This is a genomic window from Aurantiacibacter suaedae, from assembly GCF_005434915.1.
Taxonomy (GTDB): Bacteria; Pseudomonadota; Alphaproteobacteria; order Sphingomonadales; family Sphingomonadaceae; genus Alteraurantiacibacter; species Alteraurantiacibacter suaedae.
This window is the reverse complement of record NZ_SKCG01000001.1, coordinates 529123-555764: the sequence shown is the minus strand read 5'-3', so window position 1 is coordinate 555764 and position 26642 is coordinate 529123. Positions and strand designations below refer to the sequence as shown.

The window sequence follows — 26642 nt, the reverse complement described above, 5'->3', positions numbered from 1 at the left end:
GAGAAATTGAGTGACCCCTTACTATCCGCCCGTGCGCGATACCCTGTTCGTGATCGAGGACGTGCTCGAATTCGAGAAATATCGCGGCATCGAAGCGTTCTCGCTGGTCGATGCGGAAACGATGGAAGCGGTGGTGAGCGAGGCAGGCAAGTTCTGCGCCGAGGTCATCGCGCCGCTGAACCAGAATGCCGACGCACAAGGCTGCACCAGGCATGAGGACGGCTCGGTCACTACGCCTGATGGCTTCAAGGAAGCCTACGAATCGCTGGTCGAGGCGGGGTGGGGCACGCTAGCTCAGCCCGAGGAATTCGGCGGGCAGGGTATGCCGCATGTGCTCAACTCGGTGTTCGAAGAATATATGAACGGCGCCTGCGCCGGGTTCACGATGTTCTCCGGCATTATGCAGGGCGCGGTGGCGACCGTGAACAGCGCAGGCAGCGACGAGTTGAAAGCCGCCTATCTGCCGAAGATGGTTGCGGGTGAATGGCTTGCCACCATGGCGCTTACAGAAGCCCACGCCGGGACCGACCTTGGCCTGATGCGCACCCGCGCCGAGAAGCAGGAAGACGGCAGCTATACCATCACCGGCGAGAAAGTGTTTATCTCCGGCGGCGAGCATGACCTGACCGACAACATCATCCACCTCGTGCTGGCCCGCGTGCCAGATGCGCCGGTGGGAACGCGCGGGATCTCGCTGTTCCTGGTGCCCAAGCTGCTCGACGATGGTTCGCGCAACGGCGTGAGCTGCGGTTCGATCGAGCACAAGATGGGCCTGCATGGCTCTGCCACCTGCGTGATGAATTTCGACGGCGCTAAGGGCTGGCTTTTGGGTGAGGAGAACATGGGGCTGGCCGCGATGTTCATCATGATGAATGCCGCGCGGCTGGGCGTGGGCACGCAGGGGCTCGGCCATGCCGAGAACTCGTATCAGAAGGCAGCGGCCTACGCGCTTGACCGCAAGCAGGGGCGTGGGTTGGCCGAGCGCGACAAGTCGGCTGCGGCCGATAGTCTGATCGTCCACCCCGATGTGCGCCGGATGCTGATGGACGCGCGCGCCTTTGCCGAGGGTTTCCGCGCACTGGTGCTATGGACCGCGCTTCACCTCGACCTTGCACACCATGCCGAGAGCGAGGAAGAGCGTAAGCAGGCCGATGCCATTGTCTCGTTCATGACGCCGGTGTTGAAGGGCTTCGGCACCGATCGCGGGTTCGAGGTCGCTGTGAACATGCAGCAGGTTTACGGCGGGCACGGCTACGTCACCGAATGGGGCATGGAGCAGATCGTGCGCGATGCGCGTATCGCCATGATCTACGAAGGTGCAAACGGGGTCCAGGCTCTAGACCTTGCCGGTCGCAAGACGGCCAAAGACGGCGGCGCGGTGGCCATGGCCTTCCTCGCGCAGATAGCTGCCGACTGTGATGCGGCGGGTGACGAACTGTCGTTCATCGCCGATCCGCTGGGCAAGGCCGTCCACCATGGTGAGGCGGCGGCCAAGATGCTGGTGGAGCAGGGCGCATCGAATCCGCAGGACATGGCGGGCGCGTCCTACGCCTGGATGCAGCTGGTAGGCGTGCTCGCAATCGGCTGGATGTGGCTGAAGCAAGCCAAGATCGCTCAGGCGAAACTCGCTGCGGGTGAGGGCGATGAGGGCTTCCTGAAGGCCAAGCTGGTGACCGCGGAGTTCTATGCCGAACAGCAGCTGCCGCTCTGCACCGCGCTGCGCCATCGGGTGAAGGCTGGCGCAGGGGCGATGCTGGCGATCGAGCCTGAGCAGTTTTTGCGGAGCTAACCTCTTAATTCGTCGATCAGTGCGCGACACGGGGCTGGGCTTCCTTGGCGCTCAGGTAATAGCCCAGGCCCGCATCAAGTGCGGGCCGACGCGTTTCTTTATCCCAGCACCTCGTCGAATAGCGAATGCATCGCCGCCCAGCTTTGGCGGTCGGCGCTCTCATCGTAGGCGGTAGCCGGGTTGTCTGTCGGTGCGGGGTTGGTGAAACCGTGCTTCACGCCCGAATAGGAATGAAAGTGCCAGTTGGCTCCGGCCTCGTCCATTTCCTCCCAGAACGCTATAACCTGACTGCGTGGCACCATCGGGTCGGCATCGCCGTGGCAGACGAGAATGCGCGCGCGCACGTCGCCTTTTTCTGCCGGATGGTCGGTGCCGAGCAGGCCATGAAAGCTTACCGCCGCGAACAGCGGTGCTCCTTCGCGAGCCAGTTCCAGCGCGGCCTGACCGCCCATGCAAAACCCGATTGCACCGACGGGCGAACCGGAAGCTTCGGGCAGCTGCACGAGCGCGCGCAGATTGGCGCGCAGGCGTTGGCGGTAAAGCTCCACCGTGCTGCGCACTTCCATCGCCAGATCCCGCGCGGCGGCAAAATCGTCCGGCATCTGGCCGTAGAAATCCGCCACCAAGGCGACATAGCCCGCCTCAGCCAAAGCCTGCGCCTTGGTCTCGACCGACGGGGTGATGTTCATGATCGTCGGCAGCACCAGCACGGCGGCGCGTGCCCGGCCTTGCGGGCGTGCTACGTGGCCGGTCAGCGCGGTGTCTCCATCGTTGAAACAGATGGGGGCGAGCATAAGGCGACGCTCCTATTCGGTGGGCAGGAAGTCGGGCACAGAGAGGTAGCGCTCGCCGGTGTCGTAGTTGAAGCCGAGCACGCGGGTGCCCGGTTCGCATTCCTTCAGTTTCTCCGCAATCGCCGCCAGCGTGGCCCCGGAGGAGATGCCGACCAGCAACCCTTCCTCGGCAGCAGAGCGGCGCGCCATTTCCTTCGCCGCCTCGGCATCGACCTTGATCACCCCGTCAATCGCCTGGGTGTGCAGGTTGCCAGGGATGAAGCCCGCGCCAATGCCCTGAATCGGATGCGGACCGGGCTGCCCGCCCGAGATAACCGGCGACAGTTCCGGTTCCACGGCGAAGGCCTTGAGGTCGGCCCAGTGCTTCTTCAGCGCTTCGGCGCAGCCGGTGAGGTGGCCGCCCGTGCCAACGCCCGTAATCATGAGCTGCGGCGGCGCATCGGCGAAGTCGGCGAGGATTTCCTTGGCGGTGGTCTCGACGTGGACCGAAACGTTGGCCGGGTTCTCGAACTGCTGCGGCATCCACGCGCCATCTGTTTCGCTAACCAGTTCCTCGGCGCGCGCGATAGCGCCCTTCATGCCCTTTTCCTTGGCCGTAAGATCGAAGCTCGCGCCATAGGCGAGCATCAGACGGCGACGCTCGATGCTCATGCTCTCGGGCATGACCAGCACCAGCTTGTAGCCCTTGACCGCCGCGACCATGGCCAGGCCGACGCCGGTGTTGCCGCTGGTCGGCTCGATGATGGTGCCGCCGGGCTTCAATGCGCCGGACTCTTCGGCGGCTTCGATCATAGCAAGCGCAATGCGATCCTTGATCGAACCGCCCGGATTGCCGCGCTCGCTCTTGATCCATACCTCATGGTCGGGGAACAGGCGAGACAGGCGGATGTGCGGGGTGTTGCCAATGGCGCCCAGGACGTTGTCGAATTTCATGCGCTTTTCCTCTCAGCTATTGCTTTGCGCGAGTCACGATCAGTCTAGCAGATCGCGCGGCGGATCGAAGGTCTTCGTGTTGCGCAGAACCGGGAACAGTTTGGTCCATGCCGCAACGGTGGCAATGGCCCCGGCGCCGCCGACCACCACTGCGGCTACGGGGCCGATCAGGAAGGCGAGGCTGCCGGAAAAGAAATCGCCGAACTCGTTGGAGGCAGAGATAGTCATCTGCGATACGGCCGAAACGCGGCCGCGCTTTTCATCCGGTGTATGAAGCTGAATCAGCGACTGGCGGATATAGACGCTGAACATGTCGGCAGCGCCCACGATCACCAGCATGGCAAGGCTCAGCGGCATCCAGCGTGAGAGGCCGAAAACGATGGTCGCCCCGCCAAAGGCCGCCACCGCGAGCAGCATCTTGAGGCCGACGTTGTTCTTGAGCGGGCGAAAGGAAAACCACAGCGCAACGATTGCCGCGCCGATGGCGGGCGCCATAGCCAGCTGCGATAGTCCGCGCGAGCCAACTTGCAGAATGTCGCGCGCAAACACCGGAAACAGCGCGGTTGCGCCCGCCAAGAATACCGCGAACAGGTCCAGCGTGATCGAGCCGAGCACCATCTTGTTGTGGACGACATAGGCCAGCCCTTCGCGCACCTGCTGGAGCGGTCGCCCGGTCGAGCGCGCCGGTTGCGGCACCTTGCCGATCAGCGACAGCAGCAGAATGGTGAGCACGAACAGCCCTGCCGAGGCGGCATAGGGTATCCATTCTCCCGACACATAGAGATAGCCGCCCAGCGCTGGGCCGATGATCATCCCGCTCTGCCAGCTGATCGACGAGAGCGCGATGGCGTTGGGCAGGATTTGTTTGGGAACCAGATTGGGCGCGAGCGACGACAGCGCCGGTCCGGAAAAGGCACGTGCCACACCCAGCAGCACGGCCACGGTGAAGATGATCCACAGCTCGATATGGCCGCGATAGGTCGCAAAAGCGAGCGCCACAGCGCAGAGCAACTGCAGGCCCACGGTGATCCGCGCCAGGCTGCGCCGATCGAATCGGTCGGCGGCGAGGCCAGAAAAAGGCGTGAGCACGAACAGCGGCACGAACTGGAGCAGGCCGATCATCGCTAGCTGGCCCGATGCATCGCCCACGCTCATCCCATCGGCACGGGCGATATTGTAGGTTTGCCAGCCGATGATCAGCATCATCGAATATTGCGACAGCGTCATGCACAGGCGCGCGGCCCAGAACACGCGATAGTTGTGGATGCGAAACGGGTGGTTGGGGATGGCGGTTGCGGTGCTCACACAGAGCGCAATGGCAGGGCGCGAAGACCTTGCCAAGACAATCGCTTTATGCGGACTGACAGCTTATCTTCGCAGCCGCGCGCGGCATGATTTCACACGCGCCTGCGCAGAGCGGGGTTGGGCTGCAATTCCTTGATCAGCTTAGAGAAATCATCCAAACGGATGAGTCGCTCGAACTGGAATCCGGCGCGGTTGTCCTTGCACCAGATGCAATAGGCCTCGATCCGCCCGATCACCGGCAGGCGCACGATCAGGCGATCGCCGCGTGCGACGTCGCTTGCGCCCTCATCGATCATGAAACCGTGGGACGAAATATTGGCAATATGGAGCTTGAGTTCGCCTTCACGAAGGGACTCGGCAACCAGCGAATAGCTCACTGGGTGCCGCGTCGAGCGACGCATATCGGTGGCACTCAGCTGTGCGCCAGATGCCATGATGCGATTCCCTTCATTGTTGCAGCTGGAACCGGTTTTCGCAGACAATGTTGGAGAAAGTCTTAATCGCCACCACCGCGAAGTATCGCGTGGCGCTTTTTGCCAAGGCTAAGGCGCGCCTCCGCTCCTGGTTGCAGAGCGATCAGCTGACCGGGGTCGGACAGCACCACATCGTTCAGCTTCACAGCGTTTTCAGCGATCTTGCGCTTGGCCTCGCCGCCCGATGCGGTGAACCCGAGCGCGGTCAGCACCGCGCCCACGCGCATCCCCTCGGCAGGCAGGTCGAGGCTGGGCAGGTCTGCACCCATGCCGCCTCCGGCGAAGGTTTGCTCGGCGGTGGCACGGGCGGTTTTCGCTGCATCCTCGCCGCGCACCAGCTTCGTCACCTCATCGGCGAGAACCACCTTGGCATCGTTGATTTCGCTGCCTCCGAGCGCTTCGAGCCGGGCCACTTCGTCAAGCGGAAGATCGGTGAACAGGCGCAGAAACTTGCCCACGTCGCGATCGTCGACATTGCGCCAGTATTGCCAGAAATCGTAGGCGGGCAGCTGATCTTCATTCAGCCAGACAGCACCGGCCGCGGTCTTGCCCATCTTCGCCCCGTCCGCCGTAGTCAGCAGCGGAGTGGTAAGCCCGAACAGCTCGGCCCCGTCCATGCGGCGTCCCAGCTCCATGCCATTGACGATATTGCCCCACTGGTCGGAGCCGCCCATCTGCAATCGCACGTCCATTTCTCGCGAGAGATGGCGGAAATCATAGCCTTGTAGGATCATGTAGTTGAATTCGAGGAAGGTCATCGGCTGCTCGCGTTCGAGCCGCAGCTTGACCGAATCGAAGGTAAGCATCCGGTTGACGGTGAAGTGCGTGCCCACTTCCTGCAGCAGCTCGATATAGCCGAGCTGGCCGAGCCAGTCCTGATTGTTGACCATCACCGCATCGGTCGGCCCGTCACCGAAAGTCAGCAGCTTGTCGAACACGGTGAAGATGCCGCGGATATTGGCTTCGATGGTCTCGTTCGACAGCATCTTGCGGCTTTCGTCGCGCCCGGTTGGGTCTCCGATGCGCGTAGTTCCGCCGCCCATCAGCACGATCGGCTTGTGGCCGGTCTGCTGCAAACGGCGCAGCATCATGATCTGCACGAGGCTGCCAATGTGCAGCGAGGGGGCGGTGGCATCAAAACCGATGTAGCCGGGAACGACTTGGCGCGCGGCAAGGGCGTCCAGTCCCGCTGCATCCGTCATCTGGTGGACATAGCCGCGTTCGTCTAGCACGCGCAGCAAATCGGATTTGTAGCTCGTCATCGTTCCCTCGTTTTGGCGGTGACGGCGCTTAGCACGAGGACCCCTGCTTGCAAACGTACCAACTTGTTTCCCACCCCTCGCATCCCCCTCTTGCCGTGGCCCGTGTCGAAGCCCGGATGATCTCTGCCAGCGATAACTGGCTGAGGGTCCGCTGGCGTGTCGACGGGGTGTCGAAGATGATCGTCCCGCCATTTGCCGGCAAGGGCAGGGCCGACAACCTGTGGCAGAGCACCTGCTTTGAGCTGTTTATGCAGCCCGATGGCGCGAGCGGCTATTCGGAATTTAACCTCTCGCCGTCCGAGCGCTGGGCGGCCTACGACTTCACCGGTGTGCGCGAAGGGATGACCGAGCGCCGGTTCGAACGCGAGCCGACCTGCACCATGCGGATGGGCACGGCGATGGCGATCTTCGATGCCGAACTGCCGCGCGCGCAGATGCCCGATCCGCCTTGTTCGATGGGTTTTGCCGCCGTGATCGAGGAGCAGGGCGGGGTGAAGAGTTACTGGGCGCTTGCACACGGCAATTCCGAGCAGCCCGACTTTCACGATCCTGCTTGCTTCACGGCGGAGTTTGCGCGAACCCGCGCTGCATGACTTTCGGTATCGACCGCCTCCTCGCCGACGCTGCGCTGCGCGCTCCGCTGGAAGGCAAGCGTGTCTCGCTTGTTGCGCACCCGGCCAGTGTCACCGCTGACCTCACCCACAGCCTCGATGCGCTGATTGCGGCGGGGGTGAATGTGACCAGCGCCTTCGGCCCGCAACACGGGCTGAAGGGCGACAAGCAGGACAACATGGTGGAGACCGAGGACGAGATCGACCCCGTCCTCGGCATCCCCGTGTTCAGCCTCTATGGCGAGGTGCGGCGGCCCACCGCGGCGATGATGGACACGGCTGACGTGTTCCTGTTCGACTTGCAGGACCTCGGCTGCCGTATTTACACCTTTGTCACTACGCTGCTCTATCTTCTCGAAGAGGCGGCGAAGTCGGACAAGAGCGTGTGGGTGCTTGACCGGCCCAATCCGGCGGGCCGTCCGGTCGAGGGAACGCTGCTCGCGCCGGGGCAGGAGAGCTTCGTCGGTGCAGCGCCGATGCCGATGCGGCACGGGCTGACCATGGGCGAGATGGGGCACTGGTTCGTGCGCCACTTCGATCTCGATGTGGACTACCGCGTGATCGCGATGGAAGGCTGGGAGCCGGACGCCGCGCCGGGCTACGGCTGGCCGAAGGATCGCATCTGGATCAACCCGAGCCCCAATGCCGCGAGCCTCAACATGGCCCGAGCCTATGCCGGAACGGTGATGATCGAGGGCGCGACGCTCTCCGAGGGGCGGGGCACCACGCGCCCGCTCGAAGTGTTGTTCGGCGCGCCCGATGTCGACGCCAAGGCCGTGCTGGCCGAAATGCGCGCGTTCGCGCCCGAGTGGCGGGCGGGTTGCGCTTTGCGCGAGTGCTGGTTCACCCCGACATTCCACAAGCACGTGGGCGAGCTGTGCCACGGGCTGATGATCCACGCCGAGGGTCGGTTCTACGACCATCAGGCCTTCCGCCCTTGGCGCTTGCAGGCGCTGGCCTTCAAGGCGATCCGGCGGCTCTATCCCGATTACGAAATCTGGCGCGATTTCCCCTATGAATACGAGCTGGAGCGGCTCGCTATCGATGTGATCAACGGCGGCCCGGCCTTGCGCGAATGGGTCGACGATGCGGCGTCCGAAGCGGGCGACCTCGAACGGCTCGCCGCGATTGACGAAGCGCAATGGCGCGAGGACGTGCGGGGCATAATGCTCTACTGATACGATCACCGCATGAGGGAGAGAGATCATGCTGACCTATTATAGCTTCGGGCCCGGGGCCAATTCGCTCAAACCGATGCTTGCGCTCTATGAGAAAAGGCTGGAGTTCGAGCACAAGCTGCTCAATCCGGCGAAGTTCGAGCATCACGAAGAATGGTACAAGGCGATCAACCCGCGCGGGCAGGTGCCTGCGCTTGATGATGGCGGCAGGATCGTCACCGAAAGCACGGTGATCTGCGAATATCTCGAAGACGCGCACCCCACCGCGCTGAAGCTGCGCCCCGACGACCATTTCGACCGCGCGCAGATGCGGATCTGGACCAAGTGGGTCGATGAATATTTCTGCTGGTGCGTGTCGACCATCGGCTGGTCGCGGCACGTCAGCAAAATGGTGGAGAAGCTGTCGGACGCCGAATTCGACGAGGTAGTCGCCCGTATCCCGGTGCCCGAACAGCAGCTGAAGTGGCGCCGCGCGCGCGAGGGTTTTCCGCAGGAGATGCTTGACGAGGAAATGCGGAAGATCGGTGTGTCGGTGCGCAAGCTCGACGATCACCTTGCCGATCACGAGTGGCTGGCAGGCGGGACGTATTCGCTGGCCGACATCTGCAACTTCTCGATCGCGAACGGGATGCAGTTCGGTTTTGCCGAGCTGGTGAACAAGGACGATACTCCGCACCTCGTCCGCTGGATCGAGCAGATCAACGCGCGGCCTGCGGTGAAGCAGGTTTTCGCGGAGGTGCCAAGGGAGTTCTAGCCGTCCTTCAGCGGGCGGGGTTTCGCTACCAGCGTCACCAGCACGAAGCTGATATACATCAGCAGATACCAACTCCCCAGCTTGGCCGGGCTGACCATCTGCCAGCCGTCGTGCTGGTCGGGGTAGGTCCATGCATTGGCGAAGGTGGCCATGTTCTCGGCGAACCAGATGAACAGCGCCACGAGCAGCCAGCCGACCAGCAGCGGCATCCAACGCGGTTCGCGCCAGCAGGTGAAGTAGATCCGCGTGCGCCAGAACAGCACCGCGATGGCCGCGAACAGCAGATAGCGCATATCGGGCAGATAGTGGTGTGCGAAGAAGTTGACGTAAATCGCGACCGCCAGGAGCCAGGTTAGCCGTGCGCGCGGGTAGGCGGAAAAGCGGAAGTCGAAGATGCGCCAAACGCGGGCGATATAGCTGCCGACCGAGGCGTACATAAACCCTGAGAACAGCGGCACCCCGCCGACCCGCAGCAGCGCCGCCTCGGGATAGACCCATGACCCGGCGGCGGTCTTGAACACCTCAATTGCCGTGCCAATCACGTGAAAGGCGAGGATGACCTTCGCCTCATCGAGTGTTTCCAGCCGCAATGCCAGCATCGCAAGCTGGATCGCCAGTGCGGCAATGGTGAGGAAGTCGTAGCGGTTTAGCGCCGCGTCGTCAGGGTAGAACAGGTGTGTCGTCAGCAGCAGCGCCAGGATAAGCCCGCCGAACAGGCAGGCCCAGGCCTGCTTGAATCCGAACAGCGCGAATTCATAGAGCCAGCTGGCGGGGCCGGGTGGAGGCGCGAATTGTTCGAGCTGCGCGCGAACCTGCGCGAACCGGGTGTGTCGCAATGGCGTGGTCATCGCGCGCGGAAGGATCAGGCGTCGATCATCTCGCGATCAATCTCGCCCGCGCGGTTCTGGATGAAGTTGAAGCGGTGCTCCGGGTTGCGGCCCATCAGCTGGTCGACCAGTTCCTTCACCGCGAAGCGCTGTTCGTTCTGCTCGGGCAGCGTGATCCGCACGAGGCTGCGCGTCTCCGGGGCCATCGTCGTTTCGCGCAATTGGCCGGGATTCATCTCGCCCAGACCCTTGAAGCGGCTCACCTCGACCTTCTTGCCCTTGAACGGCCCGTTCTCGATTTCCAGGCGGTGCTCGTCGTCATGAGCATAGATGCTCTGCTTGTTCGCGGTCAGGCGATAGAGGGGCGGCTGGGCGAGGTAGAGGTGGCCGCGCCGCACCAGCTCGGGCATCTCCTGAAAGAAGAACGTCATCAGCAAGGTGGCAATATGCGCGCCGTCGACATCGGCGTCGGTCATGATGATGATCCGGTCGTAGCGCAGCTGTTCGGGGTCGCAGTCCTTGCGCGTGCCGCAGCCGAGTGCCAGCGCGAGATCGGCGATTTCGGAGTTGGCGCGGATCTTGTCGGCGCTGGCGCTGGCGACGTTCAAAATCTTGCCGCGGATCGGCAGGATCGCCTGCGTCTTGCGGTTGCGCGCCTGCTTGGCGCTGCCGCCCGCGCTGTCGCCTTCGACGATGAACAGCTCGGTCTCGCCTTCACCGTCGCCCGAACAATCGGTGAGCTTGCCGGGCAGACGCAGCTTCTTCGCATTGGTGGCCGTCTTGCGCTTGATCTCGCGTTCCTGCTTGCGGCGCAGGCGCTCGTCCATCCGCTCCATCACCGCGCCCAGCAGCGCGCGGCCCCGGTCCATGTTGTCGGACAGGAACATGTCGAAGTGATCGCGCACCGCGTTCTCGACCAGCCGCGCGGCTTCGGGCGAGGTCAGGCGGTCCTTGGTCTGGCTCTGGAACTGCGGGTCGCGGATAAACACCGAGAGCATGATTTCCGAGCCGGTCATCACGTCGTCGGCGGTGATGTCCTTGGCCTTTTTCTGGCTGATCAGCTCGCCAAACGCGCGCAGGCCCTTGGTGAGCGCTGCGCGCAGGCCTTGCTCGTGCGTGCCGCCATCGGGGGTGGGCACGGTGTTGCAATACCAGCTCGTCGAACCGTCCGACCACAAGGGCCAGGCAATCGCCCATTCGACGCGGCCTTGCGACACGCCTTCCTCGTTCTCGGGAAAGTCCTGGTTGCCGGCGAAGAAATCGGTGGTCACGCATTCGCGAGTGCCCACCTCTTCCTTGAGGTGATCGGCAAGGCCACCGGGGAACTGGAACACGGCCTCAGCCGGAACATCGTCGTTTGTCAGCGCGTCTGCGCATTTCCAGCGGATTTCGACGCCCGCGAACAGATAAGCCTTCGACCGGGCCAGCTTGAACAGGCGCTTGGCGGAGAACTTGCGTTCGCCGAAAATCTCGGGGTCGGGAATGAAGGTGACCGAAGTACCGCGCCGGTTGGGCGTATCGCCGATCTTGGCGATGGGGCCCTGCGGCACGCCCTTCGAAAACTCCTGCGCATGGACCTCGCGGTTGCGCGCTACTTCCACGCGTGTGAGCACCGAAAGGGCATTGACCACCGAGACGCCGACGCCGTGCAGGCCGCCCGAGGTGGCATAGGCCTTGCCCGAGAACTTGCCGCCCGAGTGCAGCGTAGTGAGGATCACCTCCAGCGTCGACTTGCCGGGGAATTTGGGGTGCTCGTCGATCGGCATCCCGCGCCCGTTGTCGGTGATGGTGAGCTTGCCGGCGGTGCCGGGCGGGCCTTCTTCCAACACCATCTCGATGCGGTTGGCGTGACCGGCCACGGCCTCGTCCATTGAGTTGTCGAGCACCTCTGCGGCGAGGTGATGCAGCGCGCGGTCGTCGGTGCCGCCGATATACATGCCGGGGCGGCGGCGTACAGGCTCCAGCCCCTCCAGCACCTCGATGGAGGAGGAATCGTAGTCGCCGCCGGTGGCCGGGGCATTGTCGAACAGGTTGTCGCTCATAAGAGCGGACTATAGGGCCTGACGATTCCCGGCCACAAGCGGCTTAGGGCAGTTTTCCGACTTCAGAAGCGCGTGGGGGCGGGATCGGCGACCGAGAAGGTGCCATTGCCGACCTGGCGCACTTCCATCGCCCGCTCACCCGAGCCGGTGCCGAGGAAGCGGAACGCGCCATCGAGACCGATGAAGCCGCCTTCGTCGGTCAGACGCTCCGTGGGGAAGCGAGTGCCGGGTTGCCAATCGCGCGCGATGCGCAGCGACAGCAGCACCGCATCGTAGCCGAGCGTGGAGATGCGATAGGGCTGCGCGCCGAAGCGGCTCTCGTAGCTTTGCGCGAACTGGCGATAGCGCTCGTCGGGCACGGCGGAGAACCATGCGCCGCGCATTTCCGCGTCTTGCGTGAGGTCGATTTCGCCCGCCCACAGTTCGGTGCCGATCAGCGAGGGCAGGGCCTCGCCAACATCTTTCAGCTCGCCTGCGGCCATGATCGCGAGGCGCGCGCCATCGCCGATCAACACGGTGTCGTAGCTGCCGCGCTCACGCAGGCGGCCCGCCGCGCTGATGATCGAGCGGTTGCCGCGGTCGAACCGTTCGAGCGCCACGAGCCGGGCATTGCGCGATTCGAGCGTAAGGCGCAACGCGGCCAGCACCCGGTCGCCATATTCACCCGCTGGCACAAGAGCGGCGAAGTTGCGAGCGCCCTGGTCGATGGCGAAGTTGGCGGATCGCTCCACCGACTGTTCTGGCGCGTGGCCCATCACGAACACGTCGGGCCGGGCGACTGAGAGGTCGTTCGAAAAGGTAATCAGAGGCACACTGGCCGGACGCGCCAGCGCCAGCACCGCACCGACATTGTCGCGCAGCAGCGGGCCGAGGATCAGCTTGTTGCCATCGGCCAGCGCGCGGCGGGCGGCAGCTTCGGCTCCGCCGGCGGTGTCATAGGTGGTGATGCGCAGGCCGTCGGCGCTGGTATCGAGCAGGGCCATGGTGGTGGCATTGGCAATCGACTGGCCGACTTCGCCGTTGGCACCTGACAGCGGCACCAGCAGAGCCACGCGGTTGCGCGCTTCGTCGTCGGGCAGGGCTTCTGCATCGGGCAGACCGGCGTTCGGGCCATCGACCGGCGGAGCGGTATCGACCGGCCCGCCGCCCGGGATCACCTGACAGGCCGCCAGTGTGAGCGTAGCCATGGCCACCGCAAGACTGCGCTTCAAATACCCAAACATTGCTTGTCGTCTCCGCCAATTCTGGTCATGACCGCGCCTGTGATCGACTCTGTGACAGACGCGATAAGTGATAAACCCGATGCTTTAGCTGCGGGGCTGTATATTGTCGCCACCCCGATTGGCAATCTTGGCGACATTACTTTGCGCGCCATCCGCGTGCTGACCGCGTGCGAGCTGATTGCCTGCGAGGATACGCGAATTACCGGCAAGTTGTTGAACCACCTCGGTATTGCGAAGAAGATGTGGCGCTATGATGACCATAGCGAGGCGGGCACGCGGGCCGGACTAATCGAGCGGATGCGCGCAGGGTCTGTGGCGCTGGTGTCGGACGCGGGGATGCCGCTGGTGTCCGATCCGGGCTACCGTCTTGTCGAGGATGCGAGGGCGGCAGGGGTGCCCGTGACGGTGGTGCCGGGGCCGAGCGCGCCGCTCACCGCGCTGGCGCTGTCGGGTATGCCGAACGACCGGTTTCTGTTCGCAGGGTTCCTGCCAGCGAAGGACAAGGCGCGCGGCGAAGTGCTGGCAGAGCTGGCCCCGGTGCAGACCACGCTGATTTTCTTCGAGACCGCGCCGCGACTGGGGAAAAGTCTCGCCGCGATTGCCGAGACCCTGCCGGGGCGCGAAGTGGCCGTCGCGCGCGAATTGACCAAATTCTATGAGGAATGCCAGCGCGGGAGCGCCGAAGAGGTCCTCGCCCATTTCGAGGCGCACCCGCCCAAGGGCGAGATTGTGTTGCTGGTCGGCCCGCCGGTCGAAGTCGAACCGAGCGCCGACGACGCCGACACCATGCTGCGCGAGCTTTTGAAGACCGAGAAACCCTCGCGCGCGGCGGGCGAGGTGGCGAAGGCTACCGGGCTCGACCGCAAGGCGCTGTACGCCCGTGCCATTGAATTGAAAGGCGCATGAAGCGCCAGCTGGCAGAGGCGCGCGGCCGCAAGGCCGAGGATGAGGCGGCGCAGTTTCTTGAGGCGGAGGGATACGAAATCCTCGCGCGCCGGGTGAAGGTGAAGGTGGGCGAGATCGATCTCGTTGCCCGCGCGCCTGGAGTGGTCGTCTTCGCTGAGGTGAAGTTTCGGCGCACCGTGGCCGATCTCGACCTTGCTATCGACGAGCGCCGTCTCGCGCGGGTCGCGGCGGCTGTGGAGGCGGTTGCGCATGACTATGCCAGCGGCGGCGAAGACATCCGGATCGACGTTATCCTCCTTGCACCGGGCGCTGAGCCTCGCCACATCGTCAACGCCTGGATGCCTTGAGGGCGGTCCGGTCGAACCCACCCGCTCATCCTGAGCTTGCCGAAGGATAGGCGCCACCTTAACCCAGCCATGGGGCCGATGTCGTGGGCATTCTTCGACAGGCTCTGCATGAGCGGCGCTGGAAATGAAGCCGGAGTAAAGTCATGTCCTTGCGTGTAGCCGTCCAGATGGACCCGCTCGAAACAATCAACATCGCCGGCGATTCGAGCTTTGCGCTGATGCTCTCGGCGCAGGCGCGCGGGCACGAGGTGTTTCATTACGATGTGGCCACGCTTGGCTACGACGAAGGGCGGATCATCGCCTGGGGCCACCCGGTGACGCTGCGCAATGAGGTGGGCAACCACTTTGAGAAAGGCGAAAAGCGCCGCCTCGATCTCGCCGAAGATATCGACGTAATCCTGATGCGGCAGGATCCGCCGTTTCATCTCGGCTATATCAGTGCCGCGCTGCTGCTCGATCGGCTTAAGGGCCAGACGCTCGTTTCGAACGACCCGCGCGAGGTGATCAACGCGCCCGAAAAAATGTTCGTGCTCGACTATGCGCGCTTCATGCCGCCAACGCTGGTCACCCGCCAGCTTGAAGATGTGCGGGCCTTTATGGGCAGGCATGGCTCTGTGGTGGTGAAGCCGCTGCACGGCAACGGCGGAAAGGCAATCTTCAAGCTCGACGCCGAGGGCACCAATCTTTCCGCGCTGTTCGAGGTGTTCAACCAGACCTGGCCCGAGCCGCATATGGTCCAGCCGTTCCTCCCCAGCGTGGCGCAGGGCGACAAACGCATCGTGCTGGTCGACGGCGAATATGCCGGCGCGATCAACCGCAAGCCGGGCGAGGGCGAGTTCCGCAGCAACCTCGCGCAGGGCGGCTCCGCCGAGGCGACCGGGCTGACCGCGCGCGAGGAAGAAATCTGCGCCGCGATGGGGCCGGAGCTGAAACGGCGCGGCCTCGTGTTCGTCGGGATCGACGTGATCGGCGGCGAATATCTCACCGAGATCAACGTCACCAGTCCGACCGGCATCGTCGCCATCGACAAGTTCAACGGCACTGACACGGCTGGCCGCATCTGGGACGCGCTCGAACGTCGCCACGCGGAGATGCAGGGGCAGGCCTGAGAACTTCCGCGCCTCTCGCGCATTGCTGAGCCATGGCAGAAATCATCATCCGGGCAATCGAGCAGGGAGGCTATCTCGGCATCTTCCTGCTGATGGCGCTTGAGAACATTGTGCCCCCTGTCCCTTCCGAGGTGATCATGGGCGTGGGCGGGGTGCTGGTGCAGCGCGGGACGATGGAGTTCTGGCCGCTGCTGCTCATCGGCACGGCGGGCACCTTAGCGGGCAACTGGTTCTGGTTCTGGATCGGCGAAACCTTCGCGCGAAATCGGCTTGAACCTTTTGTGGAGCGCTGGGGCCGTTGGCTGACGATGGAGTGGGAGGACGTCGAGAAGGCGCAATCCTATTTCAAGAAGCATGGCCATTGGGTGGTTTTCGTCCTGCGCTTCTCGCCATTCCTGCGCACGATCATCTCGCTGCCCGCCGGCCTCGCGCATATGCCGAAGTGGAAGTTTGCCGTCTTCACCTTCGCCGGCTCGCTTGTGTGGAACGCGCTGCTGATCAAGGGCGGCGAGTGGCTTGGGCACTGGCTGGCCGATTCGCAGGAATGGCTCGGCTATATTCTGCTGGGCTGCATCGCGGTTATGCTGGTTGGGTATGTGTACCGTGTGCTGACCTGGAAACCGCGCGCAGAGCGTTAATCGCGTTCCCTTGGATGGGCGGCACGGTAGGTTTCCAGCATCTGCGCCGCATCGACTCGCGTATAAATCTGCGTTGAGCCGAGGCTGGCGTGGCCGAGCAACTCTTGCAGGCTGCGCAGGTCCGCTCCAGCGCTGAGCAGGTGCGTCGCGAACGAATGGCGAAGTGCATGGGGCGTGGCGCTGGCGGGCAGACCCAATGCCTTGCGCGCCCGCGCCATGGCCTTCTGGACCATGCCCTGCGACAGCGGACCGCCCTTCGCCCCGCGAAACAACGGCTCCTTTGCAGCGAGCGGGTAGGGGCAGGCCTTGGCATAGGCGTCCACAGCATCTCGCACTACGGGCAGAAGCGGGACCAACCGCTGCTTCGCTCCCTTGCCGGTGATCGTCACCGTTTCACCGAGCGGGAGCATGTCCCCAGTCAGCGACAGCGCCTCGGCAATGCGCATCCCTGCGCCGTACATCAGCAGCAGCACGGCCGCGTCGCGCAGGCCGGTCCATTCGTCTTTCGCATCCGCGGCGACCATATCGGCGATATTGGAAACGTCGTCGGGCGTGATGGGGCGGGGCAGACCCTTCTTCAGCCTTGGCCCGCGCATACGGGGGGCATCACCGGGTTCGCCGCCGGACTGTTCGCGGGCAAAGGCAATCAGCGCTTTGAGCGCCGACAGCTCGCGCGCTGCCGAGGCATTGCCGATCCCCTCTGCCCGGCGCGCGGCGAGGTGCGCGCGCAGCGCGCGCGCCTCCAGCGCTCCGACATCCTCCCAACCTTTGACATCGCGATCGCGCAGCAACCGCTCCGCCGCCGCGACATAGGCGCGCACCGTATGCGGTGAGCGGCGGCGGGCAAGCGCAAGATGGTCGCGCCATTGTTCGAGCAGGTCGTGCCGCGTCATGCCGCGACCAGCGCCGCCGATACGATCTCGCCCAGCACTGCGTCGAGCACGCCCATGCCTTCGGGCGTAATGGTGATCCGATCGCCGTGCTGACTCAGCAGACCAAGCTTACGGCAGCGCGCCACCGCATCGGGATCGACCAGCGCATCGGGCGCGAAGCCGAACCGCGCGGTGAGGGTTGCCAAGTCCACTCCCTCGGCCAGCCGCAGCCCCATCAAGAGCGCCTCGCTCGCCTGCTCACTGACGCCGAGCGCGCGCTCTTCCTGCGTGCCGTGGCCGTTGCGCTCGATGGCGGCGAGCCAGTTTTCGGGCTTCTTGTGGCGGGTGGTGGCAAAGCCGCCGCGCCGTCCGTGCGCACCGGGGCCGATCCCGACATAGTCGCGATAGCGCCAATAGGTGAGGTTGTGGCGGCTCTCCTCGCCGGGTCGGGCGTGGTTGCTGATCTCGTAGGCGGGCAGACCCGCGCCGCGCATAGCCTCTTGCGTGAAGGCGAAGAGGTCCGCGGCGTGGTCGTCGTCAAGCGGAGTGAACTCGCCGCGCCGGACCATGCTTTCAAACCGCGTGCCCGGCTCGATGGTCAGTTGGTACAGCGACATATGCGTGGTGCCGAAGGTGAGCGCTTTTGCCAGCTCCTCGCGCCAGAAGGTGAGTGTGTGTTCGGGGCGGGCATAGATCAAATCGAACGATACCCGGTCGAATACTCTCTGCGCGATGGCGAGCGCCTCGAGACTTTCCGCTACATTGTGCAGCCGTCCAAGGAAGCGCAGCATCCGGTCGTCGAGCGCTTGCAGACCAAGCGAGGCGCGGTTCACACCCGCAGCGGCGATGCCGGCAAATTTCTCCGCCTCGACCGACGAGGGGTTGGCCTCCAGAGTGATCTCGATGTTGTCGGCAAAGCCCCAAAGCCGCTCGGCCTCATCCAGCAGAGCTGCCACCAGTGTGGGCGGCATCAACGAGGGTGTGCCGCCACCGAAGAAGATCGAGGTGAGTTTATCGCCACCAGCAAGCTCAGCCTCGTGGCGCATGTCGGCGAGCAGGGCCTTGCGCCAAAGCTCCACGTCCACGCTATCGCGCACATGCGAGTTGAAGTCGCAATAGGGGCACTTGGCGAGGCAGAAAGGCCAGTGAATGTAAAGTGCGCGCGCCATGCGCAGCCTTTTAGCTGCCGAACTGGTCCGCGACCAGCTTGGCGAAGGCATCGGCGCGGTGGCTGACCTTGTGCTTTTCCTCCGGCGGGATCTCGGCGAAGGTCAGCGCGCTGCCGCTTGGCACGAACACCGGGTCGTAGCCAAAGCCCATTTCGCCGCGCGGAGGCCATGTCAGCGCGCCATCCACACGGCCTTCGTACACGGTGTTTTCACCCTCGGGCCAGGCGATGGCGAGCACACAGGAGAACCACGCATCGCGCGGCGTGTCTGGCCCGAGCGCTTGCAAGCAGCCCTCGACCTTGCCCATCGCCATATACCAGTCGCGCCCTGGTTCACCCTCGAACCACTGCCTTTGCGCCCAGTCGGCAGTATAAACCCCCGGCTTGCCATCCAGCGCCGCGACCGACATTCCGCTATCGTCCGCCAATGCGGGCAGGCCAGAGGCCTTGGCGGCGGCCTCGGCCTTGATCAGCGCGTTTTCGATGAAGGTGGTGCCCGTCTCCGCCGGCTCTGGCAGGCCGAGCGCGCCAGCCGAGATGCACTCCAGCCCATAGGGCGCGAGCAGAGCCGAAATTTCCTTCAGCTTGCCTGCGTTATGGGTGGCAATAACAAGCTTTCCGCCGCCGAGTTTCCGGGTCATTTCCTGAGCTTCCATGGTTGCGTGAGCCCCGAGACGATGAGCCGCTCGCGGACAAAGTCGATTATCTCGGACGAAAGATCGCGTTTGGGCAGGATATGTGCCATCGCCCGGTTGGGGAACACGGCGAAGATCGTCTCAGCCTCGTCCCAGCGCGCGGCTTCGCACCATTTAAGCCGCCAGTTGCCGCTTTCTTGCGTGAAAGTGATCGCCTCATCATCGCATGCGATGGTCGTCCTTTCACGCAAGGCAGCGCTTTCGCGGTAAACCTTGCGCACGTGGTATGGCATGGTGACAAAGTGCCATAGGGCCCAGATGAGCAACCAGCCCGCCACCGCTCCACCGGCAGCGCCCAAAGCGACCGGGCCGGACAGGACACCGGTCAGCCGGAGCACCCCGATGCCTGGCAAAACCACGCCCACGAATATGGCCATTCGCCGGATATTGCGACGAATATACAGTCGCTGGAAAGCCAAATAGTCGCTTTCCAGAATCTGCATCTCGCCGCACAATTGATTCAACGACCCGTCGCCTTATCCTGCGCCTTGAAGATCTCGCTGCAGCCCATCTGCGCGAGGCGCAGCAGGCGCATGAGAGCCTCCTCGTCATAAGTCGCGCCTTCGGCGGTGGCCTGCACCTCTGCGATGCGGCCGCCTTCGATCAGCACGAAGTTAGCGTCGGCATCCGCGCTCGAGTCCTCGTCGTAGTCGAGATCGAGCACCGGGGTGCCTTCATAAATCCCGCAGGAGACGGCAGCGATCTTGCCGGTGATCGGGTCTTCCTTGATCTCGCCCGCTTCCATCAGTTTGTCGACTGCCATGCGCATGGCCACCCAGGCGCCCGAAATCGAGGCTGTGCGGGTTCCGCCATCGGCCTGAATCACGTCGCAATCGAGCGTGATCTGGCGTTCGCCGAGCTTCTTCATGTCGACCACGGCGCGCAATGAGCGACCGATCAGGCGCTGAATTTCCTGCGTGCGGCCTGACTGCTTGCCGCGTGCGGCCTCGCGGCTGCCACGCGTGTGGGTGGCGCGGGGGAGCATCGAATATTCGCCAGTGACCCAGCCTTCGCCTTTGCCGCGCAGCCACGGCGGCAGCGATTTTTCGACGCTGGCGGTGCAGATCACTTTAGTATCGCCGAAGCCGATCAGCACAGAGCCCTCGGCGTGGCGGGTGAAGCCGCTTTCAATGGTGATGGCGCGCATTTCGTCAGGCGCACGGCCGGAAGGTCGCATGAATTTCTCCGCTTGGAATCACGATTTGGATGTGCGGGCCCTAGCGACTAGATAAGACACTGTCATGGTTTCTCCGCCGATCACCGAACTGACCACCCGCGCGCGCGACATCTTCCGGCTCGTGGTCGAGGGCTATCTCGAAAGCGGGCAGCCGGTCGGTTCGAAAGCGCTGGCCGGATCGGGCGCAATCGACCTGTCACCGGCTTCGATCCGCTCGGTACTCAGCGATCTTGAACAGCTCGGCCTGCTGGCCGCTCCGCACACCAGCGCCGGGCGCCTGCCAACCGAGCAGGGCTTGCGCCTGTTCGTCGACGGCATCATGCAGATGGCTGAGCCTTCGCCGGAAGAGCGCGCGGTGATCGAGCAGCAGATGCGCGAACCCGGCCCGATCGAACAGGCGCTGGAGGCGACCAGCGCGCTACTCTCCAATCTTTCCGGCGCAGCGGGCATGGTGATGGTGCCGCAGCGCGAAAGCCGGATCGCGCAGATCAGCCTTGTTCCTCTCGATGAAAGGCGCGCGCTGGTGGTGCTGGTCGGTACCGACGGCCACGTCGAAAATCGCGTTCTGGAATTGCCACAAGGCGTGTCCACGGGCGACCTTCAGCAGGCGACCAACTATGTCACTGCACGGTTGGCCGGACGCACTTTGGCCGAGGCATCGCGCGATATGCGGGCGGAAATCGCATCGGGTCGCAGTGCGCTTGACGAGGCGGGGCAACGGCTGGTCGAGGCGGGGCTGGCGGTGTGGAGCGAGGATGCCGCCGCGCGACCGGTGCTGATCGTGCGCGGGCAGGCCAAGCTGCTCGACGAGAGCGCGCTGACCGATATCGAGCGCGTTCGCTCGCTGATCGACGACCTCGAAAACAAGCAGCAGGTGGCGCAGCTTCTCGACAGCGCGCGAGAGGCCGAATCGGCACGTATATTCATCGGTGCGGAGAACCGGCTCTTTTCTCTGTCGGGGTCTTCTGTCATTGCCGCACCCTATCGCAACAGCGAGGGCAAGGTGGTCGGCGTGCTCGGCGTGATCGGGCCGACGCGGTTGAATTACGCGAGAGTGGTTCCCATGGTGGACTTTACCGCCCGCTCGCTGGGCCGAAGACTTGGATAATTGGACGATAAAACGGTGATGGAAAACACAAACGAACCTCGCGACGAAGCCGCCGAAAAGGAACTGGCAGGGGTTCCCGAAGAGCTGCTCGACAATGACGAGGACGCTTCCGGCGAAGATACCGCCGCGCAGAAGATCGCCCAGCTCGAAGCCGAGCTTGAGACAGCCAAGCAGGATGTCCTCTATTCCCGCGCGGATACGCAGAATGTGCGCCGCCGGCTGGAGAAAGACGTCGCCGACGCGCGCAACTATGCCGCCAGCGGCTTTGCCCGCGACATCCTATCGGTGGCCGACAACCTCGCCCGCGCAATCCAGTCGGTGCCCGGAGAACTGCGCGAGGACGACAAGTTCAAAGGGCTTGTCGCCGGAATTGAAGCCACCCAGCGCGAGCTGGACAAGGTGTTCAGCCAGCATGGCATCACGCGCATTGCCGCGATGGGTATGCCGCTTGACCCGAACCAGCATCAGGCGATGATGGAAGTGCCGAGCCATGCCGAACCGGGCACGATCGTGCAGGAAATGCAGGCTGGCTACATGATCAAGGATCGTCTGCTGCGCCCGGCCATGGTCGGCGTGGCCAAGAAGGCCGACTGACGCCGACCTTCGCCGCACGGTGCTTCGCTATTGGCGAGGAATCGTGCGCGGATCGCGCTGTGCCGATTTGGCGGGCGGAACCTTTGATCGGCCTTTCCGTAGGTAATTCACAGTTACCCATCGGAGGACCACATGAAAAATCGGATCGCAACATTCTCGGCTGCCATCGTCGCATCGCTGTCTTTGGCGGCTTGTGCGGATAACTATGCAGTTGAGGGCGGCCTGGCTGGCGCTGCTGCGGGTGCCGGAATCGGTGCCGCCACCGGCGGCGATGTGGCTACGGGCGCAGCCATCGGTGCTGCCGCTGGTGCCGCAGGTGGTTCGCTAATCAAGAAGGACGGCAAGTGCTACCGGGTGGATTCGCGTGGTCGCGAATACGAGGTGCGTTGCAACTAAGCTTATCGGAGGCCCGGCGCATTCAGTTGTCGCCGGGCCTTCTTTGTTCTGGAGCTTTTCGACCGACGCGCGCTTTGTCGCGGTGATTATCATGCCATGGCGAATGGCAATATAGCGCGATAAATTTCCAAAGCTGGTGCGCCGGGCACCTTCCCGCCTTCGCGCAGCATAAAGGCGTGTTGCACAATCATTGCCTGCTGCTCGATGCCATAGCGATCAAGCTTCCATCCTGGCTTGATCGTATAGTCGTATCGGCACCACGGGTGGCGGTTGAGCACCAGATACCATTCCCCCTTGGTCTGGCTCTGCCAGACATGGGTCATCTCATGAATGAACAGGGCCTGCCGCGCGAGCGAGGCTGAGCCAAAGTCGTCGCAATAGACGTTGCCGAGCGGGTGAAAGTGGAGATGGCCGCGCGGTGCCATTGTTACCTTGCGCGGTTGAAACGGGAAGAATTTGCGCCGCCGGATCGTCACCCGCGCCGTATCTATCGCATCAGCGAAAACCGACTTGGTAAGCGCCACCTCCCCGGGGGTCAGCGGCCGTTCGCCGCCGACAGGGCAGGGGAGCGGCGCTGCCTGCATCGTTTGAATTACATGCCTTCCATCGCAGAATGGTCCATGTCGGCCATGCCCGGTGCCATCAGCTTGGCCGGGAAGCTCACCTTGTCACCGTTGACGAATATCAGCGTCACCTCCGTTTCGCCTCCGGGAGCAAGGTCGTCGCTGAGGTCGAAGGCCATCACGTGCTTGCCGCCCGGCTCGAACGCGACTTCGGCGCCCGCTTCGATCGGGAGCTGAAACAGCTCCTGCATATCCATTTGCTTGTTCCATTCGCTGGTCTCGTGGAGCTGCGCGCTGGCCGCTCCTGCCACATCGACCGCGCGGATCGTCACCGGCTTCTCGCTGACATTGCGGATCGTGAAGTAGATCGCCGCCGGATTGCCCTTCACTGCGGGAAGCGACATGCGGCCATCGGTCACCGAAATTCCTGCTGGCGCCTCGGGCGAGGTGGTTTCGGCAACATCGTCGCCGCTGCCCGAACAGGCGGCCGTACCCAGCGCGAGGGTGATGGCGGCGAGCGTAGCGGCGAAGGTCTTGTTGGTCATGGCATTCCTCATCTGAGACAGGTCGGCTTTCTAGTCACGCACCTCCCTTGTGCCAAGCAAAAGCGCGCCTATATCGCGCTTCGCAACACACCTTTTAACGAGCTGCCGAAGCGGACTTGCCGCCTTGCGGGGGACCCGAAAGCGCAGCGTCAGACCTGAAGGAAGAGAACGGGAAATATGAGCAAGATTATCGGCATCGACCTTGGCACGACCAACAGCTGCGTAGCGGTGATGGAAGGGGGCAAGCCCAAGGTTATCGAGAATTCCGAAGGCGCACGCACCACGCCGTCGATCGTGGCCTTCACCAAGGATGGTGAGCGTCTGATCGGCCAGCCGGCCAAGCGCCAGGCGGTGACCAACCCCGACAACACTCTGTTCGCGATCAAGCGGCTGATCGGCCGCCGGTTCGAGGATCCCACCACCAAGAAGGACATGGACCTCGTCCCCTACAACATCGTCTCGGGCAAGAACGGCGATGCCTGGGTGAATGCTGGCGGCGAAGACTATTCGCCCTCGCAGATTTCGGCCTTCATCCTGCAGAAGATGAAGGAAACCGCCGAAAGCTATCTCGGTGAGACCGTCACCAAGGCTGTGATCACCGTGCCCGCCTACTTCAACGACGCGCAGCGTCAGGCGACCAAGGACGCCGGGCAAATTGCGGGCCTCGAAGTCGAGCGCATCATCAACGAGCCGACTTCTGCCGCGCTTGCCTATGGCATGGACAAAGACGACGGCAAGACCATCGCCGTCTATGACCTTGGCGGTGGCACCTTCGACATCTCGATCCTCGAGATTGGCGACGGCGTGTTCGAAGTGAAGTCGACCAACGGCGACACCTTCCTCGGTGGTGAAGACTTCGACAACGCGCTGGTCGAATATCTGGCCGACGAGTTCAAGAAGAAGGAGAACATGGATCTCCGTTCGGACAAGCTCGCGCTGCAGCGCCTGAAGGAAGCCGCTGAAAAGGCCAAGATCGAGCTTTCCAGCTCGCAGTCGACCGAAGTCAATCTGCCCTTCATCACCGCGCGCATGGAAGGTGGCTCGTCCACCCCGCTGCACCTGGTCGAGACGCTGACCCGTTCGAAGCTCGAGCAGCTCGTCGGCGACCTGATCAAGCGCACTCTCGCGCCGTGCAAGAAGGCGATGGAAGACGCTGGTGTTTCGAAGGATCAGGTCGATGAGGTGATCCTCGTCGGCGGTATGACCCGGATGCCCAAGGTGCGCGAAGTCGTCGAAGATTTCTTCGGCTCCAAGCCGCACACCGGCGTGAACCCCGACGAAGTCGTGGCCATGGGCGCCGCCATTCAGGCTGGCGTGCTTCAGGGCGACGTGAAGGACGTGCTCCTGCTCGACGTGACCCCGCTGTCGCTCGGCATCGAGACGCTGGGCGGTGTGTTCACCCGCATGATCGACCGCAACACCACGATCCCGACCAAGAAGGCGCAGGTTTACTCGACCGCTGAGGACAATCAGCAGGCGGTGACGATCCGCGTGTTCCAGGGCGAGCGCGAGATGGCGGCGGACAACAAGCTGCTCGGCCAGTTCGACCTCGTCGGCATTCCGCCCGCTCCGCGCGGTGTGCCGCAGGTGGAAGTGACCTTCGATATCGACGCCAACGGCATCGTGAACGTCAGCGCGAAGGACAAGGGCACCGGCAAGGAACAGCAGATCCGCATTCAGGCCTCGGGCGGCCTTTCGGATTCCGACATCGAACAGATGGTGCAGGATGCCGAAAAGTTCGCTGACGAGGACAAGAAGCGGCGCGAATCCGCCGAGGTGCGCAACAACACCGACAGCCTCATCCACGCGACCGAGAAGCAGCTCGAAGAGCATGGCGACAAGGTCGATGCTGGTCTCAAGTCGCAGATCGAAGCGGCCGTGGCGGAAGCCAAGACCGCGCTCGAAGGTGATGATCTCGAGGCGATGAAGGCCAAGAGCCAGGCGCTGACCGATGTTGCCATGAAGATGGGCCAGCAGATCTACGAGGCCGAGCAGGCCAATGCCGGTGCTGCCCAGGCCGATGCGGCAGCGGCTGCTGCGGAAGGTGAGTCTGCGGACGACGAGGTGGTCGACGCCGAGTTCTCCGAAGTGGACGACGAAAAGAAGGGCTGAGCCCCCGATTGAAAATCCGGGCCGTTGCCGCTGCCGCAGCTTTCGCTGCGCATGGCGCGGCGCGGCCCGGACTTTTACGGAGAAGCTGAATGTCCTCTACAGAAGTTGATTTTTACGAGCTGCTCGGCGTCGAGCGGACCGCGGACGGCGCGACGATCAAGTCCGCCTATCGCAAGCTCGCGATGAAGTATCATCCGGATCGCAATCCCGGCTGCGCCGATAGCGAGGCCCGGTTCAAGGCGATCAGCGTCGCCTACGATTGCCTGAAAGACCCGCAGAAACGCGCGGCTTACGACCAGTATGGCCACGAAGCGTTCACGCAGGGCATGGCTGGCGGGCGCGGCGGCGGCCAGCACGCCGATTTCGGCGACCTTGGCGATATTTTCGAGACCATTTTCGGCAGCGCCTTCGGTGGCGGTGCCGGGCGCGCACGCCCTCGTCGCGGTGCCGACCTGCGTTATGACATGCAGATCTCGCTCGACGATGCATTTCATGGCAAGAATTCGGAGATAGAAGTCGAAGTCGCTGCTTCGTGCGACACCTGCGAGGGAACCGGCGCGACGCCCGGCACTTCGGCGAAGCGCTGCGGCACTTGCGGCGGCCACGGCAAGGTGCGCGCGCAGCAGGGCCTGTTCGTGATCGAACGGCCATGCCCCGCGTGCCACGGGCGCGGCGAGGTTCTCGAAAGCCCCTGTGCAGATTGCCGCGGCGAAGGCCGGGTCGACAAGCTCAGCAAGCTGACGGTGGAAATCCCGCCGGGGGTCGACAATGGCACGCGTATCCGCCTCACCGGCAAGGGCGAGGCGGGGCCCCATGGTTCGCCTGCCGGCGACCTTTATATCTTCATTCACGTGCAGCAGCACCCGGTGTTCCAGCGCGAGGGCACGACGCTTGCCACGCGCGTGCCGATCAGCTTCACCGCCGCGGCGCTTGGCGACACTATCGAAATTCCCGGGCTCGACGGAAAGTCGCACGAGATCGACATTCCGGCAGGCATCCAGTCGGGCCATCAGCTGCGCAAACGCGGCGCGGGGATGCCGGTGCTTCAGGGTCGCGGTCGCGGCGATCTCGTTGTCGAGGTTGTCGTTGAAACGCCGACGAAGCTGACAGGGCGCCAGAAAGAACTGCTGGCCGAGTTCCGCGAGACCGAGACCGGGGAGGAATGTCCGGAAAGTCGAGGGTTCTTCGACCGATTGAAGGATGCGTTTTCAAGTTAGCCTA

General features: G+C 63.6%; 28 protein-coding genes. 13 read left to right on the top strand and 15 right to left on the bottom strand.

Annotation, left to right across the window (positions count from 1 at the left end):
* Nucleotides 1-10 precede the first annotated feature (10 nt).
* Complete coding sequence (locus E0473_RS02550; RefSeq protein ID WP_137679276.1) at nucleotides 11-1789, top strand: acyl-CoA dehydrogenase C-terminal domain-containing protein; 1779 nt, start codon at nucleotides 11-13, stop codon at nucleotides 1787-1789.
* Nucleotides 1790-1887: 98 nt separating this feature from the next.
* Here E0473_RS02550 and E0473_RS02545 read toward each other — a convergent pair whose 3' ends face one another.
* The 5 genes from E0473_RS02545 to tyrS form a co-directional block, all read right to left on the bottom strand.
* Entirely contained in the window at nucleotides 1888-2583 is a 696-nt protein-coding gene (locus E0473_RS02545; RefSeq protein WP_137679275.1) for a dienelactone hydrolase family protein, read from the bottom strand.
* Nucleotides 2584-2595: 12 nt separating this feature from the next.
* Nucleotides 2596-3516: a cysteine synthase A gene (gene cysK / locus E0473_RS02540; protein WP_137679274.1), complete on the bottom strand. Its 921-nt coding sequence runs from the start codon at nucleotides 3514-3516 to the stop codon at nucleotides 2596-2598.
* A gap of 39 nt (nucleotides 3517-3555) precedes the next feature.
* On the bottom strand, nucleotides 3556-4821 hold the full coding sequence (locus E0473_RS02535; RefSeq protein WP_137679273.1) for an MFS transporter: 1266 nt from the start codon (nucleotides 4819-4821) through the stop codon (nucleotides 3556-3558).
* A 92-nt stretch (nucleotides 4822-4913) separates the two neighbouring features.
* Nucleotides 4914-5255: a PilZ domain-containing protein gene (locus E0473_RS02530; RefSeq protein ID WP_137679272.1), complete on the bottom strand. Its 342-nt coding sequence runs from the start codon at nucleotides 5253-5255 to the stop codon at nucleotides 4914-4916.
* Between the two features lie 62 nt (nucleotides 5256-5317).
* Complete coding sequence (tyrS, locus tag E0473_RS02525; protein WP_137679271.1) at nucleotides 5318-6556, bottom strand: tyrosine--tRNA ligase; 1239 nt, start codon at nucleotides 6554-6556, stop codon at nucleotides 5318-5320.
* 95 nt (nucleotides 6557-6651) lie between these two features.
* Between tyrS and E0473_RS02520 the strand changes: the two genes are divergently transcribed.
* From E0473_RS02520 to E0473_RS02510, 3 genes are read left to right on the top strand one after another with little or no spacing between them, the layout of a single operon-like run.
* Entirely contained in the window at nucleotides 6652-7149 is a 498-nt protein-coding gene (locus E0473_RS02520; protein ID WP_241657300.1) for a DOMON-like domain-containing protein, read from the top strand.
* On the top strand, nucleotides 7146-8345 hold the full coding sequence (locus E0473_RS02515; RefSeq protein WP_137679269.1) for an exo-beta-N-acetylmuramidase NamZ family protein: 1200 nt from the start codon (nucleotides 7146-7148) through the stop codon (nucleotides 8343-8345). Before E0473_RS02520 ends, E0473_RS02515 begins: the two co-directional genes overlap by 4 nt.
* 28 nt (nucleotides 8346-8373) lie before the next feature.
* Nucleotides 8374-9099 (top strand): glutathione S-transferase family protein, encoded by a 726-nt coding sequence (locus E0473_RS02510; protein ID WP_137679268.1) that lies wholly within the window; start codon nucleotides 8374-8376, stop codon nucleotides 9097-9099.
* On the opposite strand, the gene E0473_RS02505 is transcribed toward E0473_RS02510, so the two are convergent.
* From E0473_RS02505 to E0473_RS02495, 3 genes are all read right to left on the bottom strand, one after another.
* The gene (locus E0473_RS02505; protein ID WP_137679267.1) at nucleotides 9096-9947 is read right to left on the bottom strand and encodes a DUF817 domain-containing protein; all 852 of its coding nucleotides are present in this window, start codon (nucleotides 9945-9947) and stop codon (nucleotides 9096-9098) included. The two genes, E0473_RS02510 and E0473_RS02505, sit on opposite strands and share 4 nt — an antisense overlap.
* Before the next feature lie 14 nt (nucleotides 9948-9961).
* On the bottom strand, nucleotides 9962-11968 hold the full coding sequence (gene parE, locus E0473_RS02500) for a DNA topoisomerase IV subunit B (RefSeq protein WP_137679266.1): 2007 nt from the start codon (nucleotides 11966-11968) through the stop codon (nucleotides 9962-9964).
* 62 nt (nucleotides 11969-12030) lie between these two features.
* Nucleotides 12031-13155 (bottom strand): penicillin-binding protein activator, encoded by a 1125-nt coding sequence (locus tag E0473_RS02495; protein ID WP_241657299.1) that lies wholly within the window; start codon nucleotides 13153-13155, stop codon nucleotides 12031-12033.
* A 63-nt stretch (nucleotides 13156-13218) separates the two neighbouring features.
* Between E0473_RS02495 and rsmI the strand changes: the two genes are divergently transcribed.
* The 4 genes from rsmI (at nucleotide 13219) to E0473_RS02475 (ending at nucleotide 16191) form a co-directional block, all read left to right on the top strand.
* Complete coding sequence (gene rsmI, locus E0473_RS02490; RefSeq protein WP_137679264.1) at nucleotides 13219-14097, top strand: 16S rRNA (cytidine(1402)-2'-O)-methyltransferase; 879 nt, start codon at nucleotides 13219-13221, stop codon at nucleotides 14095-14097.
* Nucleotides 14094-14444 (top strand): YraN family protein, encoded by a 351-nt coding sequence (locus E0473_RS02485; RefSeq protein WP_137679263.1) that lies wholly within the window; start codon nucleotides 14094-14096, stop codon nucleotides 14442-14444. Before rsmI ends, E0473_RS02485 begins: the two co-directional genes overlap by 4 nt.
* 143 nt (nucleotides 14445-14587) lie before the next feature.
* On the top strand, nucleotides 14588-15553 hold the full coding sequence (gene gshB, locus E0473_RS02480) for a glutathione synthase (RefSeq protein ID WP_137679262.1): 966 nt from the start codon (nucleotides 14588-14590) through the stop codon (nucleotides 15551-15553).
* Between the two features lie 32 nt (nucleotides 15554-15585).
* Nucleotides 15586-16191: a DedA family protein gene (locus E0473_RS02475; protein ID WP_137679261.1), complete on the top strand. Its 606-nt coding sequence runs from the start codon at nucleotides 15586-15588 to the stop codon at nucleotides 16189-16191.
* Here the strand turns inward: E0473_RS02475 and E0473_RS02470 are convergent.
* From E0473_RS02470 to rph, 5 genes are all read right to left on the bottom strand, one after another.
* Nucleotides 16188-17084 carry a tyrosine recombinase XerC gene (locus E0473_RS02470; RefSeq protein WP_137679260.1) on the bottom strand — a complete coding sequence of 299 codons (897 nt, stop codon included), beginning with the start codon at nucleotides 17082-17084 and terminating at the stop codon, nucleotides 16188-16190. The genes E0473_RS02475 and E0473_RS02470 overlap by 4 nt on opposite strands.
* Complete coding sequence (gene hemW, locus E0473_RS02465; protein ID WP_137679259.1) at nucleotides 17081-18232, bottom strand: radical SAM family heme chaperone HemW; 1152 nt, start codon at nucleotides 18230-18232, stop codon at nucleotides 17081-17083. The genes E0473_RS02470 and hemW overlap by 4 nt, the downstream gene beginning before the upstream one ends.
* A 10-nt stretch (nucleotides 18233-18242) precedes the next feature.
* Entirely contained in the window at nucleotides 18243-18872 is a 630-nt protein-coding gene (gene rdgB / locus E0473_RS02460; protein WP_137679258.1) for an RdgB/HAM1 family non-canonical purine NTP pyrophosphatase, read from the bottom strand.
* A complete protein-coding gene (locus E0473_RS02455; RefSeq protein WP_161981486.1) occupies nucleotides 18869-19303 on the bottom strand; it encodes a YcxB family protein in 435 nt (144 codons plus the stop codon). The genes rdgB and E0473_RS02455 overlap by 4 nt, the downstream gene beginning before the upstream one ends.
* Nucleotides 19304-19386: 83 nt before the next feature.
* On the bottom strand, nucleotides 19387-20103 hold the full coding sequence (rph, locus tag E0473_RS02450) for a ribonuclease PH (protein WP_137679256.1): 717 nt from the start codon (nucleotides 20101-20103) through the stop codon (nucleotides 19387-19389).
* Nucleotides 20104-20167: 64 nt separating this feature from the next.
* On the opposite strand from rph, the gene hrcA reads away from it, so the two are divergent.
* From hrcA to E0473_RS02435, 3 genes are all read left to right on the top strand, one after another.
* Nucleotides 20168-21211, top strand: coding sequence for a heat-inducible transcriptional repressor HrcA (gene hrcA / locus E0473_RS02445; RefSeq protein ID WP_137679255.1), 1044 nt, complete (start codon nucleotides 20168-20170; stop codon nucleotides 21209-21211).
* 18 nt (nucleotides 21212-21229) lie between these two features.
* Nucleotides 21230-21805, top strand: a complete 576-nt coding sequence (gene grpE, locus E0473_RS02440; protein WP_137680026.1) for a nucleotide exchange factor GrpE — start codon at nucleotides 21230-21232, stop codon at nucleotides 21803-21805.
* A gap of 132 nt (nucleotides 21806-21937) precedes the next feature.
* A complete protein-coding gene (locus E0473_RS02435; protein ID WP_137679254.1) occupies nucleotides 21938-22201 on the top strand; it encodes a YMGG-like glycine zipper-containing protein in 264 nt (87 codons plus the stop codon).
* 89 nt (nucleotides 22202-22290) lie between these two features.
* Here the strand turns inward: E0473_RS02435 and E0473_RS02430 are convergent, their stop codons facing one another.
* Nucleotides 22291-22785 carry a vgr related protein gene (locus tag E0473_RS02430; protein WP_137679253.1) on the bottom strand — a complete coding sequence of 165 codons (495 nt, stop codon included), beginning with the start codon at nucleotides 22783-22785 and terminating at the stop codon, nucleotides 22291-22293.
* An 8-nt stretch (nucleotides 22786-22793) separates the two neighbouring features.
* The gene (locus E0473_RS02425) at nucleotides 22794-23309 is read right to left on the bottom strand and encodes a copper chaperone PCu(A)C (protein WP_161981484.1); all 516 of its coding nucleotides are present in this window, start codon (nucleotides 23307-23309) and stop codon (nucleotides 22794-22796) included.
* Nucleotides 23310-23486: 177 nt separating this feature from the next.
* Between E0473_RS02425 and dnaK the strand changes: the two genes are divergently transcribed.
* Both dnaK and dnaJ read left to right on the top strand, forming a co-directional pair.
* Nucleotides 23487-25421, top strand: a complete 1935-nt coding sequence (dnaK, locus tag E0473_RS02420; protein ID WP_137679251.1) for a molecular chaperone DnaK — start codon at nucleotides 23487-23489, stop codon at nucleotides 25419-25421.
* 89 nt (nucleotides 25422-25510) lie between these two features.
* Entirely contained in the window at nucleotides 25511-26638 is a 1128-nt protein-coding gene (gene dnaJ / locus E0473_RS02415; protein WP_137679250.1) for a molecular chaperone DnaJ, read from the top strand.
* The last annotated feature ends 4 nt before the right edge of the window (nucleotides 26639-26642 follow it).

What these genes read in the sequence shown, in the direction of transcription:
- E0473_RS02545 (WP_137679275.1), bottom strand. Translation starts at nt 2,583, where the DNA reads ATGCTCGCCCCCATCTGTTTCAACGATGGAGACACCGCGCTGACCGGC.
- cysK (WP_137679274.1), bottom strand. Translation starts at nt 3,516, where the DNA reads ATGAAATTCGACAACGTCCTGGGCGCCATTGGCAACACCCCGCACATC.
- E0473_RS02530 (WP_137679272.1), bottom strand. Translation starts at nt 5,255, where the DNA reads ATGGCATCTGGCGCACAGCTGAGTGCCACCGATATGCGTCGCTCGACG.
- tyrS (WP_137679271.1), bottom strand. Translation starts at nt 6,556, where the DNA reads ATGACGAGCTACAAATCCGATTTGCTGCGCGTGCTAGACGAACGCGGC.
- E0473_RS02515 (WP_137679269.1), top strand. Translation starts at nt 7,146, where the DNA reads ATGACTTTCGGTATCGACCGCCTCCTCGCCGACGCTGCGCTGCGCGCT.
- E0473_RS02510 (WP_137679268.1), top strand. Translation starts at nt 8,374, where the DNA reads ATGCTGACCTATTATAGCTTCGGGCCCGGGGCCAATTCGCTCAAACCG.
- E0473_RS02505 (WP_137679267.1), bottom strand. Translation starts at nt 9,947, where the DNA reads ATGACCACGCCATTGCGACACACCCGGTTCGCGCAGGTTCGCGCGCAG.
- parE (WP_137679266.1), bottom strand. Translation starts at nt 11,968, where the DNA reads ATGAGCGACAACCTGTTCGACAATGCCCCGGCCACCGGCGGCGACTAC.
- E0473_RS02495 (WP_241657299.1), bottom strand. Translation starts at nt 13,155, where the DNA reads ATGGCTACGCTCACACTGGCGGCCTGTCAGGTGATCCCGGGCGGCGGG.
- rsmI (WP_137679264.1), top strand. Translation starts at nt 13,219, where the DNA reads ATGACCGCGCCTGTGATCGACTCTGTGACAGACGCGATAAGTGATAAA.
- E0473_RS02485 (WP_137679263.1), top strand. Translation starts at nt 14,094, where the DNA reads ATGAAGCGCCAGCTGGCAGAGGCGCGCGGCCGCAAGGCCGAGGATGAG.
- gshB (WP_137679262.1), top strand. Translation starts at nt 14,588, where the DNA reads ATGTCCTTGCGTGTAGCCGTCCAGATGGACCCGCTCGAAACAATCAAC.
- E0473_RS02475 (WP_137679261.1), top strand. Translation starts at nt 15,586, where the DNA reads ATGGCAGAAATCATCATCCGGGCAATCGAGCAGGGAGGCTATCTCGGC.
- E0473_RS02470 (WP_137679260.1), bottom strand. Translation starts at nt 17,084, where the DNA reads ATGACGCGGCACGACCTGCTCGAACAATGGCGCGACCATCTTGCGCTT.
- hemW (WP_137679259.1), bottom strand. Translation starts at nt 18,232, where the DNA reads ATGGCGCGCGCACTTTACATTCACTGGCCTTTCTGCCTCGCCAAGTGC.
- rdgB (WP_137679258.1), bottom strand. Translation starts at nt 18,872, where the DNA reads ATGACCCGGAAACTCGGCGGCGGAAAGCTTGTTATTGCCACCCATAAC.
- E0473_RS02455 (WP_161981486.1), bottom strand. Translation starts at nt 19,303, where the DNA reads ATGGCCATATTCGTGGGCGTGGTTTTGCCAGGCATCGGGGTGCTCCGG.
- rph (WP_137679256.1), bottom strand. Translation starts at nt 20,103, where the DNA reads ATGCGACCTTCCGGCCGTGCGCCTGACGAAATGCGCGCCATCACCATT.
- hrcA (WP_137679255.1), top strand. Translation starts at nt 20,168, where the DNA reads ATGGTTTCTCCGCCGATCACCGAACTGACCACCCGCGCGCGCGACATC.
- grpE (WP_137680026.1), top strand. Translation starts at nt 21,230, where the DNA reads ATGGAAAACACAAACGAACCTCGCGACGAAGCCGCCGAAAAGGAACTG.
- E0473_RS02435 (WP_137679254.1), top strand. Translation starts at nt 21,938, where the DNA reads ATGAAAAATCGGATCGCAACATTCTCGGCTGCCATCGTCGCATCGCTG.
- E0473_RS02430 (WP_137679253.1), bottom strand. Translation starts at nt 22,785, where the DNA reads ATGCAGGCAGCGCCGCTCCCCTGCCCTGTCGGCGGCGAACGGCCGCTG.
- E0473_RS02425 (WP_161981484.1), bottom strand. Translation starts at nt 23,309, where the DNA reads ATGACCAACAAGACCTTCGCCGCTACGCTCGCCGCCATCACCCTCGCG.
- dnaK (WP_137679251.1), top strand. Translation starts at nt 23,487, where the DNA reads ATGAGCAAGATTATCGGCATCGACCTTGGCACGACCAACAGCTGCGTA.
- dnaJ (WP_137679250.1), top strand. Translation starts at nt 25,511, where the DNA reads ATGTCCTCTACAGAAGTTGATTTTTACGAGCTGCTCGGCGTCGAGCGG.